General features: G+C 68.9%; 15 protein-coding genes. 9 read left to right on the top strand and 6 right to left on the bottom strand.

Going from position 1 to position 13,417, the window contains the following annotated elements; all coding sequences use genetic code 11:
• The first annotated feature begins 3 nt into the window (after positions 1-3).
• From H4W30_RS41265 to H4W30_RS41245, 5 genes are all read left to right on the top strand, one after another.
• Positions 4-861 carry an alpha/beta fold hydrolase gene (locus tag H4W30_RS41265; protein WP_192747667.1) on the top strand — a complete coding sequence of 286 codons (858 nt, stop codon included), beginning with the start codon at positions 4-6 and terminating at the stop codon, positions 859-861.
• A 102-nt stretch (positions 862-963) separates the two neighbouring features.
• Entirely contained in the window at positions 964-2,412 is a 1,449-nt protein-coding gene (locus H4W30_RS41260) for a hypothetical protein (protein ID WP_192747666.1), read from the top strand.
• Entirely contained in the window at positions 2,409-2,813 is a 405-nt protein-coding gene (locus tag H4W30_RS41255; RefSeq protein WP_192747665.1) for a FixH family protein, read from the top strand. The genes H4W30_RS41260 and H4W30_RS41255 overlap by 4 nt, the downstream gene beginning before the upstream one ends.
• A 19-nt stretch (positions 2,814-2,832) precedes the next feature.
• Positions 2,833-3,966 (top strand): hypothetical protein, encoded by a 1,134-nt coding sequence (locus tag H4W30_RS41250; RefSeq protein WP_192747664.1) that lies wholly within the window; start codon positions 2,833-2,835, stop codon positions 3,964-3,966.
• The gene (locus tag H4W30_RS41245) at positions 3,959-4,507 is read left to right on the top strand and encodes a hypothetical protein (RefSeq protein ID WP_225950824.1); all 549 of its coding nucleotides are present in this window, start codon (positions 3,959-3,961) and stop codon (positions 4,505-4,507) included. The genes H4W30_RS41250 and H4W30_RS41245 overlap by 8 nt, the downstream gene beginning before the upstream one ends.
• A 58-nt stretch (positions 4,508-4,565) precedes the next feature.
• Here H4W30_RS41245 and H4W30_RS41240 read toward each other — a convergent pair whose 3' ends face one another.
• A complete protein-coding gene (locus H4W30_RS41240) occupies positions 4,566-4,820 on the bottom strand; it encodes a DUF397 domain-containing protein (protein WP_126733169.1) in 255 nt (84 codons plus the stop codon).
• A gap of 351 nt (positions 4,821-5,171) precedes the next feature.
• On the opposite strand from H4W30_RS41240, the gene H4W30_RS41235 reads away from it, so the two are divergent.
• The gene (locus H4W30_RS41235) at positions 5,172-5,444 is read left to right on the top strand and encodes a hypothetical protein (protein WP_192747663.1); all 273 of its coding nucleotides are present in this window, start codon (positions 5,172-5,174) and stop codon (positions 5,442-5,444) included.
• Between the two features lie 5 nt (positions 5,445-5,449).
• A complete protein-coding gene (locus H4W30_RS41230) occupies positions 5,450-5,713 on the top strand; it encodes a hypothetical protein (protein ID WP_185927113.1) in 264 nt (87 codons plus the stop codon).
• A gap of 4 nt (positions 5,714-5,717) precedes the next feature.
• Here H4W30_RS41230 and H4W30_RS41225 read toward each other — a convergent pair whose 3' ends face one another.
• The 3 genes from H4W30_RS41225 to H4W30_RS41215 are packed head-to-tail and all read right to left on the bottom strand — an operon-like array spanning position 5,718 to position 8,264.
• A complete protein-coding gene (locus H4W30_RS41225; protein ID WP_192747662.1) occupies positions 5,718-6,575 on the bottom strand; it encodes an SAM-dependent methyltransferase in 858 nt (285 codons plus the stop codon).
• A gap of 14 nt (positions 6,576-6,589) precedes the next feature.
• Complete coding sequence (locus tag H4W30_RS41220; protein ID WP_192747661.1) at positions 6,590-7,405, bottom strand: SAM-dependent methyltransferase; 816 nt, start codon at positions 7,403-7,405, stop codon at positions 6,590-6,592.
• Between the two features lies 1 nt (position 7,406).
• Positions 7,407-8,264, bottom strand: a complete 858-nt coding sequence (locus H4W30_RS41215; RefSeq protein ID WP_192747660.1) for a helix-turn-helix domain-containing protein — start codon at positions 8,262-8,264, stop codon at positions 7,407-7,409.
• Positions 8,265-8,483: 219 nt separating this feature from the next.
• On the opposite strand from H4W30_RS41215, the gene H4W30_RS41210 reads away from it, so the two are divergent.
• Both H4W30_RS41210 and gndA read left to right on the top strand, forming a co-directional pair.
• Positions 8,484-9,392 carry an MBL fold metallo-hydrolase gene (locus H4W30_RS41210; protein ID WP_192747659.1) on the top strand — a complete coding sequence of 303 codons (909 nt, stop codon included), beginning with the start codon at positions 8,484-8,486 and terminating at the stop codon, positions 9,390-9,392.
• Between the two features lie 490 nt (positions 9,393-9,882).
• The gene (gene gndA / locus H4W30_RS41205; protein WP_192747658.1) at positions 9,883-11,322 is read left to right on the top strand and encodes an NADP-dependent phosphogluconate dehydrogenase; all 1,440 of its coding nucleotides are present in this window, start codon (positions 9,883-9,885) and stop codon (positions 11,320-11,322) included.
• A 99-nt stretch (positions 11,323-11,421) separates the two neighbouring features.
• Here gndA and H4W30_RS41200 read toward each other — a convergent pair whose 3' ends face one another.
• Complete coding sequence (locus H4W30_RS41200; RefSeq protein ID WP_192747657.1) at positions 11,422-12,141, bottom strand: Clp protease N-terminal domain-containing protein; 720 nt, start codon at positions 12,139-12,141, stop codon at positions 11,422-11,424.
• A 33-nt stretch (positions 12,142-12,174) separates the two neighbouring features.
• Entirely contained in the window at positions 12,175-13,389 is a 1,215-nt protein-coding gene (locus H4W30_RS41195) for an NAD(P)/FAD-dependent oxidoreductase (RefSeq protein WP_192747656.1), read from the bottom strand.
• Positions 13,390-13,417: the final 28 nt, after the last annotated feature.

The following is a 13,417-nucleotide window of genomic DNA, read 5'->3' as shown; positions in this document are numbered from 1 at the left end:
CCCATGAACCGGTTAGAAAGCGAGACCGCTTCGGTCAACGGCATCCGCCTGCACTACCTGCGTGCCGGAACGGGCCCCGCGCTCTTCCTCCTGCACGGCTGGCCGCAGACGTCCTTCTGCTGGCACGAGATCATCGGCGAATTGGCCGACACGCATACCGTCATCGCCCCCGACCTGCGCGGCTACGGAAAATCGGACAAGCCGCGCGACGGCTACGACAAACGCACGATGGCTGCGGACGTCGCCGCCCTCGCCACCCACCTGGGTTTCGAGCGCGTGTCCGTCGTCGGGCACGACCGCGGCGGCCGGGTCGCCCACCGCTGGGCACTGGACCGGCCCGATCAGGTCGACCGGCTCGCCGTCCTCGACATCATCCCCACCAGGGAACTCTGGAAACGCCTCGATACCGAAATCGGCCGCGCCTACTGGCACTGGCTGTTCCACCTTCAGCCGGATCTGCCGGAACTGCTCGCCGGCCGGGACATCGCCGCCTACCTCGGCTACTTCTTCGAACGCTGGACGCATAAGCGGCAGGGGCTGAGCCGGGAGGCCGTCGACGAATACGTCCGCGCGTTCTCCGCGCCGGGCGCCTTGCGGGCCGGCTTCGACGATTACCGCGCTTCGTTCCCGCACGACGCGGAGGCCGACGACGCCGATTTCGACGCCGGTCGCCGCCTCGAACTTCCTGTGCTGGCGCTGTGGGGAGCGAGCGGTCTACTGGGAAAGCTGCCGACACTGGAGATCTGGAAGGACTACGCGAACGACGTCTCCGGTACGGCGATCGAAGAATGCGGTCACTTCCTCGCCGAGGAACGCCCTCAGGCGCTGTTGGAAAGCCTGAAACCGTTTCTGCTGAGCTGAGACCCCCAACTGCGGTAAGGGGCGCGGTCCCCTTTACGGGGGACCCCGGTTCACTCCGCGCCGTGACGCTTTCGGAGACCATCGTCGTTAACTTCGGCCGGGATGGGGAATTCACCGAGGGGGCGGCGCACGACGCCGTTGGTCATCGCCCGCGTACTCGTGCTCTGCGCGCTGGCGTCCGTTCTGCTGTCCGGCACCGCCCAGGCGGACGGCGTGTCGAGTGGCGCGGACGTCCAAGTCGCGCAGACGCTCGGCACCCGTGACCTCACGGTCATCCTGCGCCGGATGGACATCGCGCCCGGGCCGCTGCACGTCGACGTCGTCACCCACACCGGAAGCGCGCCGGGGACACTGAAACTGCGCGCGTCGGCCGCCGGGACGACGTTCTCTGAAACCACCGTGCCGCTGGACGGCAAACCCGGCGCGCATTCCGCGCGGCTCCAGGTCGACCAGCCGGGGCCGTGGGAGCTCGGCCTCGACGACGGGACGGACACCGCGTCGATCCCGTTCATCGTCCCGGCCAGGGTCATCCCGCCGTGGGAGAAGGCCACCTTCGGCGGTTTCGTCGCCGCGGGCGTGTTCCTGGTGCTCGGTCTCGTCGTCGCGATGCGCGTGCGCCGTCCGCAGCTCGCGCTGATCCCCGCCGGCGGGATGGTCGCCGCGCTCGCGGTCGCGATCACCGGCGCGATGCTCTCCGCGTCCACCCCACCGCCGCCCGCGCCCGGCGCGGAGCTGGACCCGACGATCGACAACATCCGGGACCCGTACGCGAACGCGCAGATGTCCACTGTGGACTTCTCCCGGCCGCCGGTGAATCTGGCCGTGCACTCGCCGAACGCGCGATCGGGCGGTCTCGCCGAGGTCCGGATCGCCGTCGCCGACGGCGCGACCGGCCGCCCCGTCGACGACCTTCTGGTACACGACAACGCCTTGATCCACCTGGTCGTCGTCTCGCCGACGGGCAGGTTGTGGCATCTGCATCCGGTGCGGGTCGGCCCCGGTGACTACCGGGTGAAGTTCACGCCGCCCGAGGCCGGGACCTACGCCGTCGCCGCGGAACTCGCCCGGCGAGGCGGCGGCGTGCAGCTGGCCCGCACCACGCTGAGCGTCGCGACCGGAACGGACTCCCCCGCCGAACCCGTTCCCGCCGGAGCGGGAAAGCGAGTCGTGCAAGGCAACCCGGTCGACGTCGAAATTCGGCAGGGGAAACCGACCACGATCACCGCACGGTTCGGGAAGGCGGATCTCCAACCCTGGCTGGGCATGCTCGGCCACCTGATCGTCGTCGGCCCGATCACCGACGACAGCCGGGTCGGCGCGGATGCCGCTGCCGCGCCGACCTGGGCCCATGTGCATTCGATGATCCCGCAATCGCCTGGCATGCCGGGAAAACCGGACGAGACCGTCGCCGCGTACGGCCCCGACGTCCCGTTCACCTACACCTTCTCCGCACCCGGCAAATACCGGATCTGGTTGCAGGCCGAACGCGACTACACGGTGCTGACCGTGCCCATGCAGATCGAAGTCCCGGTGGAAGGGGCGCCGCAATGACCACAGTGGACAGACGAAGGCCCGTCCTGCTCATCTCCGTGGTCGCGGTGCTCGCGGCGGCGATCGTCGCCTGGCTGGTGTGGCCGAGCAGTGGCGGGGAGCAGGTGCAGCGCTCGACGCAGGGCCCGTACACGGTGCAGCTGTCGGTCGAAGACCCGCACCAGGGCGGGAACGTCTTCGCCCTGACCGTCACGGGCGCCACGCCGGACGTCGTCACCCTCGAACCCGTGATGCCGCAGATGGGGCACGCGCTCGCCCCGTCGCCCGCGATCGCCGAGGCACCGGGGAAGTTCCGCACCGGCGACGTCCTGCTGCCGATGTCGGGGCAATGGGAGATCACCGTTTCACTGCGCGGGCCGTCCGGCGCCACGCAGCACGTTTTTCCTTTGCTGGTCAAGTAAAGAGAGGGAGGTCGGGGGTATGGATCTCACCGCGGGAGGAGCGAGGGCCGTCTCGGTGGCACGAAGTGAACGCACCGGTCTCGTACCGGCGGGCACCGTGCTGGCCGGATCGGTGATCTCGCTGATCGGGCTGACCTGGGACATCCAGTGGCACGGCGACGTCGGCCCGGACACGTTCTTCACGATGCCGCACCTGTTCCTGTATTCGGGCAGCGCGATCTCCGGGCTCGCGAGCCTCGTGGTCGTGCTGATGACCACGGCCGCGCGCCGGGCGGGCCGCCCGATCGACGCGCGCGTCGGCGGCCGGGCGATCAACGTCTTCGGCAAGGTCTTCGCCGCCCCGGCCGGTTATCTGGTGACCGGCACCGGCGCGGCGATGTTCCTGCTGTACGGCCTGTGGGACCAGTGGTGGCACGGTCTCTACGGCTTCGACGCGGTGATCGACTCGCCGCCGCATATCGGGCTGCTGCTGTCGATCACGCTGAGCATCATCGGCACGGTCATGGTCTTCGCGGCCGCGCGGGAACACCGGTGGGGCACCGTCGGCGTGGTCGGCAGCCTCGGGGTGCTGATCGCGTTCAGCACGGTCACCGTGCTGGGGCTGCAGCAGATCGACGTCGACGGGCTCGACGTCGTCTCCGTCGGCATCGCGCTGCTTTCGGTACTGCTGGTCTCGGCGGGCGCCGGGTTCTGGGCGCGGCCCGGCGGAGCGGTCCGGGTCGCCGCGGCGCTGGCGGTCATCCAGGCGATCACCTGGTGGTTCTCGCCGTGGGCCGCCGAAGCGTACGCGGGCGCCGTCGGCCTGCCGATGCGCGACTACATCGACGGTGTGCCCGCGATGCCCTCGATGATGCCGATGGCGCTGCTGCCCATCGCGGCCGTGCTCGAAGCGGTCTACCTGCTTTCGCGGCGCGGCTGGTCCGCGGGCCGGGTTTCGGTGCTGGCGGGCGGGATCGGCGGGCTCCTGGTCGGCGCGAGCATGCCGATCCAGAACGCGATCGTCTACGGCGCCGACCGGATGCCGTGGGCGGTCGTGTTCGCGACGGGCGCCGCCGGCGCGGTGATCGGGCTGCTCGGCGGGTTCGCCGGCTGGCGTTTCGGCGGGATGCTGGGGCTGCTGGCCCCGGCGAAGGGGGACAACGCGCATGCGTAAGACATTGCTGGCACTGGCGGCGGCGATCGGTCTGCTGTTCGCGACCACGCCCGCGGCGAACGCCTACGAACCGGTGAACATCGTCCACACCGAACGGGTCCAGGTCGGTCCGTACGGGATGACGGTCGGCTTCAGCACCTGGCCGTTGCGCGCCATGCAATCGCTGGACTTCACGTTCATCCCGGACGACGGGATCGCCGGGAAGTCGGGGACGCTCGCGTTCCTCAATCCGGAGACCGGGCGGCTGGGCCGTCCGCAGCCGCTGGCGAAGCATCCGCGGAAACTGGAGGTGTGGGGACTGGACATCCGCGCCCTGCAGACAGAGGGCTCGTGGACGTTCCGGTTCGAGATCGAGGGACCCGCGGGCAAGGGCACGGGTGAACTGCGGGATCTGGCGGTGCTCGAACAGCCGGGACCGCCGATGGCGGTGAGCTGGTCGATCAGCCTGATCCCGCTGATCGTCCTCGCCGTGCTGATCGCCGTCGCCTGGCGTAGGACGAAATCCAGGCTGCGCGGGAACGGGCTACCCGCCCCGGTGTGACTCGAAGTGACCGAAGATCGGATGGCTCGCGTGTCCCGATGGGCACGCGAGCCTTTCGTCATGGGCTCAAATCGAACTGTCCGGCCTTGACCGCCACGAGGAAGGCGTTCCACTCACCGGAATCGAAGACGAAGACGGGGCTGTTGGCCAGTTTGGTGTCACGTACTCCCACCAGGCCTTCACGGGCGAGGTTGACCTCGACGCAGTTCCCCCCGTTGGGCTCACTCGCGAAGGACTTCTCCCACGCGGAGTCGTCGAACAGCGACACGGCCGTGGTCGGATCGTAATCCGACGCCGATGGATAATCGGCCATTGGTCGTACCTCCGAACGTCGGTCGGGGGTGCGGGCCGCGACCTGCGCGAACCGTCACCGTCCCGGCTTCTCCCTGCCTCAACGGGACTATCCCGCACGGCCAAGTGGGTGATCAACTCCGCCCACCCTCGACATGAAGATTATTCCAGGAGTAGGATTAATCGCAGCGGCCGGGGCTCGGTTGTTGGTGATTCGCTCGCAGCACGCGGACACCCCGGCGACGGACGTCACCGGGTGCGTCCGATCGGGAGTTTCGCCGTTCCGGCAGGACACCGACGGCAGGTGACCGGCGGGAACACCCACCCCGCGGCGCATGACCACCCACCGCCGACCTCGTGGGGGAGGATCAGCGTGATCATTCAGGACACCATGCCGTCGACGGTACTGGCCGTCGGCAGGCTCATGGCCGGGACGGCGGGCGAAAGCCGCCGCTCCGCGCATCTCTTCGACTTGCACACCGGGGGTTCGCACCCCGAATTCCTGCACGCCCGCTGCGGCGCGGCGATGCCGTACGACCACCTGGAATGGGTCCCCGTCGGTTCGGGGATGCCCTGTGAGCGTTGTCTCGGCCTCGCCGGTTCGGCCGACCAGGCGCGGTTGCCGCGTCCGAGCCGGGGGGTGTGACCGCCATGGCCGTCCGTCTCACCACGCTGCTGTTCCGCCGTGAGGACGAACGCCTGGCCTCGGCGAAGCACCACCACCGCACCATCGGGCTCGAACTGCGTCAGCGGTTCGGGTTCAGCCTCATCCAGGCGCCGCTGCGCAAACAGCCGCCGTGGAACTCGGAGATCGACGCGCCCGGCGCGCACCGGGACCCGATCAGGACCGGCCGGCCGCTCGAAGGTCGATTCGATCTGACACCCATGGTCGGGCATCTGACCGGCCGGGCCTGATCGCTCAGGGCTTGCGGCCCAGCCCGCCGAGCCCGCCGGTGAAGGTCGGGTCGTCCGCGAACCGGTCGCTCGCCCGGGAATCCGCTTCGTCGAGATGCCAGGTGGCCATCCAGTCGATACCCGGCTCCACCATCTCCAGCCCGTCGAAGAACGCGGCGAACTCCGCGCGGGACCGCAGATGGAACGGCGCGCTCGTCTTCTTGTACAGCTCCTGGACGTTCTCCCGGTTGTCGCCTTCCTTGCGGGTGACACCGTCCTCGGTCAGATGCGAGGACAGGAAGTACGAACCCGACGGCAGGAAATCGAGATACCGCTGGACCATCTCGTGCACGGGCTCCTCCGGGCCGAGGAAGTACAGCAGGCCGACCAGTACCAGCCCGATCGGCTGCCGCGGGTCGAGCACTCCGGTCTCGAGGGCGCGTTTCCAGATGTCGTCGGGATCCCGTACGTCGCCCTGCAGGACCGCGTGCCGCCCGAGCAGACCTTCCCGTTCCAGCAGCAGCTGGGAATGCGCGACGGCGACCGGCTCGATGTCGACGTACACGACCCGGCTGTCGGGATTGATCGCGCTCGCGACCTGGTGGACGTTGCCGACGGTGGGCACGCCGGAGCCGATGTCGAGGAACTGCGTGATCCCCTGGCGGGCAAGGTAACCCACGCCGCGGCCGAGGAAGTCGCGGCCGACGCGGGCGAACGTCTTGACCTCCGGGAACTGTTTCAGCACCTGCGAGCCGAACTCGCGGTCGATGGCCCAGTTGGCCGAACCGCCGAGGAACCAGTCGTACACCCTGGCCACGTTGGGTCGCTCGAGATCGACACCTTCGGGGGCCACCGGGTCGCTGGGATCCTGCTGCGTAGTCATACCGTCACACCTCGTCAGAAACCGGGTTTGCGGGCGACCCCGCCGATGGCGCAGTTAAGCGCAGGCGAGTGGGGGTCGTCCAGCCGCCATGCGCCGACCGGGACGAGACCCGGCGCCACGAGCTCGAAATCGCCGAAGAAACCCAGGATCTCTTCCTTGTCGCGGAAGGACACGGGCGTGCTCGACTGCTCGTACTGCTTCACCACGCGCTGGACCTGTCCCAGCTCGTCACCCTCCACGTCGGACATCGTGACGTGGGACAGGGCGTAGAAGGAGCCGGCGGGCAGCAACCGCCGGTAGCGCGCGATGACGGCGGCGAGTTCGGGGCCCGGCACGAAATGCAGGACCGCGACGGTGAGCAGGGCGACCGGTTTCGCCGGGTCGAGGACACCGGTGTCGATGGCGCGTTCCCAGATGTCGTCCGCGTCACACAGGTCGCCGCCGAGCACCGCGTGCCTGGCCGGATCCCCGTTCTTCTCCAGCAGGATCCTGGCGTGCGCCGCGGCGACCGGCTCGTTGTCGACGTACACGCACCGGCTGTCGCCGTCGGCGTCGTCGGCGATCTCGTGGACGTTGCCGACCGTCGGCACGCCGGAACCGAGGTCGAGGAATTGGTTCACACCGTGCTCGGCGCAGTACCGCACAGACCGGCCGAGGAAGGCCCGGTTGGCCCTGGCGAGGGCGCGGACGAGCGGGAACGCCTTGACCAGCTGTTCGCCGAATTCCCGGTCCACCGCCCAGTTCGCGGTTCCGCCGAGCGCCCAGTCGTAGATCCGGGCGGCGTTGGGCCGCTCGAGATCCACGCCGTCGGGCAGGAACCGCGGGTCCATCTCAGGATTGCATCTGGGTTCTGTACAGCTCGGCGAGTTCCTTGAGGAACTGCCGGGTCTCCTGACGTTCCAGCGCGGCACCGCGCAGCCTGTCCCAGGAGTCGACGAAGATGTTGAAGTCCTTGACGTCGTCGAGGTACAACCCGCCCGCGGAATGTTCGATGTAGACGAAATCCCTGGTGCGATCGGGAAACCGCATGATGGTGAAGTCGTTGGGCACCGCGGCGAGGCGCGCGCCGAACGGCAGCACGTGCACGTACACGCGCGGATGCTTGTCCAGCGCCAGCAGATGCTCGACCTGGTCCAGCATCACCGCCGGGGCGGAGCCGCCCGGAGCGCGGCGCAAGGCGCCTTCGCTGATGATGAACCGGTAGTAGGGCGGCTGCTGTTGTTCGAAGACGGCCTTGCGGTCCAGCCGGTTGCGGACCAGCGAGGTGACGTCCGTGGCGCCCGCTTCGGTGAACTGTTTGAGCATGTAGTGCTCGGACTGCAACGGGCCGGGGATGCGCTCGCCGTGCCAGGTGAGGATCTCCGCGGCCGCGGGTTCGAGGTCGGTGAAGGTGCGGAACCAGTGCGGCACCACGGATCGGTAGCCGGACCAGTGGCCGCGCTGCCCGGCCGCGGCGCGGGCCAGGTTCATCAACGTGTCGGCCTCGTCGCCGTTGATCCCGAACGCGTTCAGCATGGATCGCACATCCCCGAGCTTGACCCCGACGGCACCGGACTCGATCTTGTTGACCTTGCCCTGGGTGCAGCCGAGAACGTCGGCGACCTGCTGCTGTGTCATCCGCGCGGCGTTGCGGGCATGCCGGAGCTCGTTCCCGAGCTGCTTCCGGCGCGAGGTGACGGTGCTGGCCATCGCCTTGCTCTCCCGGACCACATAATCAGGACCGCGGCTGCCCGCGGTCCTGCGCGCGAATACTCGAACCCACCCAGGGTACTTCACCTTGAGGGGTTCGATGATGACATTGCGCAGCGTTCCAGGAAACGCCCGAAAACACCAGTCACCTGGTACGTCACCCTGGTGGCGGAGCGATCTCGTCACATTTCGGGCACGCCGGTCGGGCATAGTGACCGAGTGGACCAATCCCCCTTCGCCAGCCAGGTCACCGATGGTGTCTTCGGCTACGTTCAGCCGGACGGCTCGTGGTGGATCAACAACTGCGGGTTCGTCGCCGCGGGCGATCACACGGTGCTGATCGACACTTGTTCGACCGAACGGCGTACCAGGGCGCTGCTGGCGACGGCGGAGTCGGTGGGCGGGGCGCCGGTGACCACCGTGGTCAACACGCATCACCACGGCGACCACACGAACGGCAACTACCTGGCGGTCGGCGCCACGATCATCGGGCACCGGAAGACGCGCGAGGTGATGGTCGCGACCGGGATCAACACCTACGAGAACTCGTTCACCGGCAACGACTGGGGCCATTTGGAACTGCGGCCGCCCGAGGTCCTGTTCGACGACCGGCTGACCGTGCACGCCGGCGATGTCCGGCTTGAGCTGATCCACCCCGGACACGCGGCGCACACCACCAACGACGTACTGGTCTGGCTGCCGGAACGGCGGGTGCTCTTCGTCGGCGACATGATCTTCAACGGCGGCAGCCCCTTCGCGCTGATGGGCTCGCCCGCCGGCTGGCGGAAGGCGCTGGACCTGGTCCGCGAACTGGAGCCGGAGACGATCGTGCCGGGCCACGGGCCGGTTTGCGGCCCCGAAGCGATCGACGTCGTCGACGGGTACCTGGGTTTCCTGCAGAAACTCGCCTCATACGGGAAGGCGGCCGGGCTGACGCCGCTGCAGGCCGCTCGCGAAGCGGATCTCGGGCCCTACGCGGCACTGTCCGAACAGGAACGGCTCCCGGCGAACCTGCACCGGGCTTACGCCGAACTGGACGGGCTGGAGTGGGGTGCGCCGATCGATCTGGGGGCCGCGCTGGCGGACATGGTCACCTTCAACGGCGCCCCGATCCGGTGCTTCTCCTGACGGCCTCGCACCTCCGCGCCCGCCGCATGTTGCGAAAGCCACTTTCGCAACGTTGAAGGTTGCGAAAGTGGCTTTCGCAACCCTCCCGGCCGCCGCGCCCACCCCTGGGCTCCTTCGCGCTGCCGCCTTCCGCTCGGGTGTCACCAATGTCGCATCAGAGACCCTCAGCGCCCCAAATGCGACATCGGGAACACCGACCCCCGGCAGCACCCCACGTCCCGAAGGCGCCCTTCGAGACGTCCAACGCCCCAAAGGCGCCCTTCAAGACACTCCAAATCCGGCCCAAACCCCCACACGCAGCCCCCACCCGTCCCTGGGGGGCGACCCCGATCCCAGCGTACCGCCGCGAGCGCCGCCCCGGGCCGCGTGAGCCGAGTTGTCCACAGGCGGGCCGGGTTGTGGACAACTCCCGGTTGATCCCTTCTCGCCCCGGCGCCGTATCCCTCGACGGGGATAGGCTCGGCACGGGAAACGAAGCGGAAGGGTGCGGATGAGCAAGAAGGCGAGCATCGGGGTCACCGGCCTGGCGGTCATGGGCCGCAACCTGGCCAGGAACCTCGCGAGGCACGGGCACACGGTGGCCCTGCACAACCGTTCCGAGCAGCGGACGAAGGAACTGGTCGAGCAGTTCGGCGACGAAGGCGACTTCATCCCGGCGTATTCGGCGCAGGAGTTCGTCGACGCGCTGGAGCGGCCGCGCCAGGTCGTGATCATGGTCAAGGCAGGCGCGCCGACGGACGCCGTGATCGACGAATTCGTCCCGCTCCTCGAGAAGGGCGACGTGATCGTCGACGCGGGCAACGCGCACTTCGCGGACACCCGGCGCCGCGAGGCCGCGCTGCGCGAGAAGGGCATCCACTTCGTCGGCACCGGTGTGTCCGGCGGCGAGGAGGGAGCGCTGCACGGGCCGAGCATCATGCCCGGTGGGTCCAAGGAGTCGTACCAGTCGCTCGGGCCGCTGTTCGAGGACATCTCGGCGAAGGTCGACGGCGAGCCGTGCTGCACGCACGTCGGCGCGGACGGCGCCGGGCATTTCGTGAAGATGGTGCACAACGGCATCGAGTACGCGGACATGCAGCTGATCGCCGAATCGTTCGATCTCCTGCGCGGCGCGGGCGGCTACTCCCCCGCCGAGATCGCCGAGGTCTTCCGCACCTGGAATTCGGGCAGGCTGGACTCGTACCTGATCGAGATCACCTCGCAGGTACTGGCCCACACCGACGCCGCCTCCGGCAAACCGTTCGTCGACGTCGTGGCGGACCAGGCGGAGCAGAAGGGCACCGGCCGCTGGACCGTCCAAATCGGACTGGACCTGGGCGTGCCGATCAGCGGCATCGCCGAGGCCGTCTTCGCGCGTTCGCTGTCCGGCTCGTCGAGCCTGCGCGAGGCCTCCCGCGGTCTCGGCGGCCCCTCGCGCGCTCCGCTGACTGGGTCCGCTTTGGACACTTTCGCGGACGACGTCGAGCAGGCGCTGTACGCGTCGAAGGTGGTGGCGTACGCCCAGGGCTTCAACCAGATCCAGGCGGGCGGCGCCGAATACGGCTGGGACATCGACCTCGGCAAGGTCGCGTCCATCTGGCGCGGCGGCTGCATCATCCGCGCGAAGTTCCTGAACGACATCACGGCCGCGTACGCCGAGGAGCCCGCGCTGCCGACGCTTCTGACCTCAGGAGGCTTCCGCAAGGCCGTCGAGGACGCCCAGGACTCTTGGCGTTCGGTGATCTCGACGGCGGTGCGGCTCGGCATCCCGACCCCGGGATTCTCGACCGCCCTGGCCTACTACGACGGTCTGCGCGCGGAGCGGCTCCCCGCCGCGCTGGTGCAGGGGCAGCGGGACTACTTCGGTGCCCACACGTACCGCCGCGTCGACCGCGAGGGTTCGTTCCACACCGCTTGGGCGGCCGACGGCCGTCCCGAGTCCTCCGCCTGACAGGGCTGACAGGTCCCGTGATGGCCCCCGCTACAGGGGGCCATCACGCGGCCAACAGGACGAGGGCGACGAACACGAGGACGGTGAGCGCGACCCGCATCATGTCCCGCGCGCCGCGACGATCTCCGTCAGCGCCTGCAGGATCAGCTTTTCGGTCTTCTCCTTCGTGAGCCCGAGCCCGGTCAGGAGGTCGTCGCCGAGCTCGAACAGGGCCAGCAGGAGGTGCTCGGTGCCGATGTAGTTGTGCCCGAGCCGCAGCGACTCCCGCATGGTCAGTTCCAGCGCCTTCTTGGCCTGCGCGCCGAACGCCATCTTCGCCGCCTCCACCGGTTCGCCGGCGGGTTCCGGCAGCCTCGCCTCCGCGGCCTCGCGGACGGCTTCGAGGGTCACCTGCTGCGCCACGATCGCCCCGGCGGCGAGCGCGGCCGGTTCCGAGAGCAGGCCGAGGACCAGGTGCACGGGCTCGATCTGCGGGCTCTTCGCCGTGACCGCCGCGTCCCGTGACGCGACGACGACATGTCGCGCGCGATCGGTGTAGCGGCTGAACACCTTCACCAGATCTTCGAGCGAAGAGCCACTGGAGTCGACAAAGCGCTTCTGGGCGGCCTGCTTGGACACCCCCATGTTCTTGCCGATTTCGGTCCAGGACGCGCCGGACCGCCGCGCCTGGTCGACGAAGTGACCGATCAGATGGTCGGCCACTTCGCCGAGGTGCTCGCCGAGGAAGACCGCGTCGGACAGCTGGCCGAGCACGTCACCGTCGGGATGTTGCTGCTTGATATGGGAGATGAGGTCGTCGAGACGGACTGGGTTCGTCATGCCGTCAACTTTAGGTTGACGGCATCCCGATCGTCAACCTCGGGTTGACGCCAAGGTCGCCTTGAGATCGAAGCCGTTGGCCTCCAGCGTCTCGAACCGCGGCTCCGGGTCCGCGGCGAACAGGCGGCGCGCGGCGATGTGGTCCGGCGGCCGGTTCACCGACTCCACTCCGACGAGCACGCCGTCGCGGAACGACAGCACCGAGAACTTCCCGCCCTCCCGGTCCCCGGTCACGACGGTCTTGTCCGCCCCGGTCAGCAGCCCGGCGATCTGCAGTTTCGCGCCGAGCTGGTCGGTCCAGAACCACGGCAGGCTCTCGTAGGGCGCGGGTTCGCCGACGATGACGGCCGCGACGGCCCGCGCCTGGTCGACGGCGTTCTGCACCGACTCCAGCCGGGTCGCCGTACCCGCCTGGACACACGGGAAGTTCGCGCAGTCCCCCACCGCCGAGATCTTCGGATCGCTCGTGCGCAGATGCTCGTCGACGACGACACCGTTCGCCACGGCGAGCCCGGCCTCTTCGGCGAGCCGTGTCCGCGGCACCACTCCGACCCCGACCAGCACCAGGTCGGCGAGCAGCCGGCTGCCGTCGCTCAGTTCCACCTCGGACACCCGGCCGTCACCGTGCAACGCGGCGACGCCGGTGCCGAGCAGGATCGTGTGCCCGGCCCCTTCGTGCAGAGCCGCGAAGTACGCCGAGACCTCGGGAGTCGCGACACGGGCCATCAGCCGGTCCTGCGCCTCCACGATCGTCACGGGCCGTCCGGCGTGCGCGGCGAATTCGAGCCCGATGAACCCGCCCCCGACCACCACCACGTTCGCCGCGCTTTCCAGCGCGGCACGCAACACGTCGGCGTCGTCCTTGGTGCGCAGGGTGAACACACCGTCCAAAGTGGAGCCGGGAACCGGCAGGACACGGTTGTCCGCGCCCGTCGCGAGGACGAGATGGTCGTACTCGTGAGCGCTCCCGTCGTCGAGCACGACCTGCGAGGCGTCGCGATCCACCGTCGCGACACGGCCGGGGACCAGCTCGATGTCCTTCTCCGCGAAGAAGTCCTCGGGCCGCAAACGCAACTGGGCGTCGCCCGCGGTCCCGGCGAGGTAGCCCTTCGAAAGCGGAGGCCGCTGATACGGCAGGCCGGGTTCGTCACCGATCAGCACCACCCGGCCGTCGAACCCCTTGTCCCGCAGCGAGGTCGCCACTCCGAACCCGCTCTGCCCGGCCCCTACGACGAGGACGGTCTCCATCGGCGCTCCTTCCGTTGTGCCCGATGTC

The organism is Amycolatopsis roodepoortensis (genome assembly GCF_014873915.1).
GTDB classification, from domain to species: domain Bacteria; phylum Actinomycetota; class Actinomycetes; order Mycobacteriales; family Pseudonocardiaceae; genus Amycolatopsis; species Amycolatopsis roodepoortensis.
This window is presented reverse-complemented; position numbering and strand designations above follow the sequence as displayed.

What these genes read in the sequence shown, in the direction of transcription:
- H4W30_RS41265 (WP_192747667.1), top strand. Translation starts at nt 4, where the DNA reads ATGAACCGGTTAGAAAGCGAGACCGCTTCGGTCAACGGCATCCGCCTG.
- H4W30_RS41260 (WP_192747666.1), top strand. Translation starts at nt 964, where the DNA reads ATGGGGAATTCACCGAGGGGGCGGCGCACGACGCCGTTGGTCATCGCC.
- H4W30_RS41255 (WP_192747665.1), top strand. Translation starts at nt 2,409, where the DNA reads ATGACCACAGTGGACAGACGAAGGCCCGTCCTGCTCATCTCCGTGGTC.
- H4W30_RS41250 (WP_192747664.1), top strand. Translation starts at nt 2,833, where the DNA reads ATGGATCTCACCGCGGGAGGAGCGAGGGCCGTCTCGGTGGCACGAAGT.
- H4W30_RS41245 (WP_225950824.1), top strand. Translation starts at nt 3,959, where the DNA reads ATGCGTAAGACATTGCTGGCACTGGCGGCGGCGATCGGTCTGCTGTTC.
- H4W30_RS41240 (WP_126733169.1), bottom strand. Translation starts at nt 4,820, where the DNA reads ATGGCCGATTATCCATCGGCGTCGGATTACGATCCGACCACGGCCGTG.
- H4W30_RS41230 (WP_185927113.1), top strand. Translation starts at nt 5,450, where the DNA reads ATGGCCGTCCGTCTCACCACGCTGCTGTTCCGCCGTGAGGACGAACGC.
- H4W30_RS41225 (WP_192747662.1), bottom strand. Translation starts at nt 6,575, where the DNA reads ATGACTACGCAGCAGGATCCCAGCGACCCGGTGGCCCCCGAAGGTGTC.
- H4W30_RS41220 (WP_192747661.1), bottom strand. Translation starts at nt 7,405, where the DNA reads ATGGACCCGCGGTTCCTGCCCGACGGCGTGGATCTCGAGCGGCCCAAC.
- H4W30_RS41215 (WP_192747660.1), bottom strand. Translation starts at nt 8,264, where the DNA reads ATGGCCAGCACCGTCACCTCGCGCCGGAAGCAGCTCGGGAACGAGCTC.
- gndA (WP_192747658.1), top strand. Translation starts at nt 9,883, where the DNA reads ATGAGCAAGAAGGCGAGCATCGGGGTCACCGGCCTGGCGGTCATGGGC.
- H4W30_RS41200 (WP_192747657.1), bottom strand. Translation starts at nt 12,141, where the DNA reads ATGACGAACCCAGTCCGTCTCGACGACCTCATCTCCCATATCAAGCAG.
- H4W30_RS41195 (WP_192747656.1), bottom strand. Translation starts at nt 13,389, where the DNA reads ATGGAGACCGTCCTCGTCGTAGGGGCCGGGCAGAGCGGGTTCGGAGTG.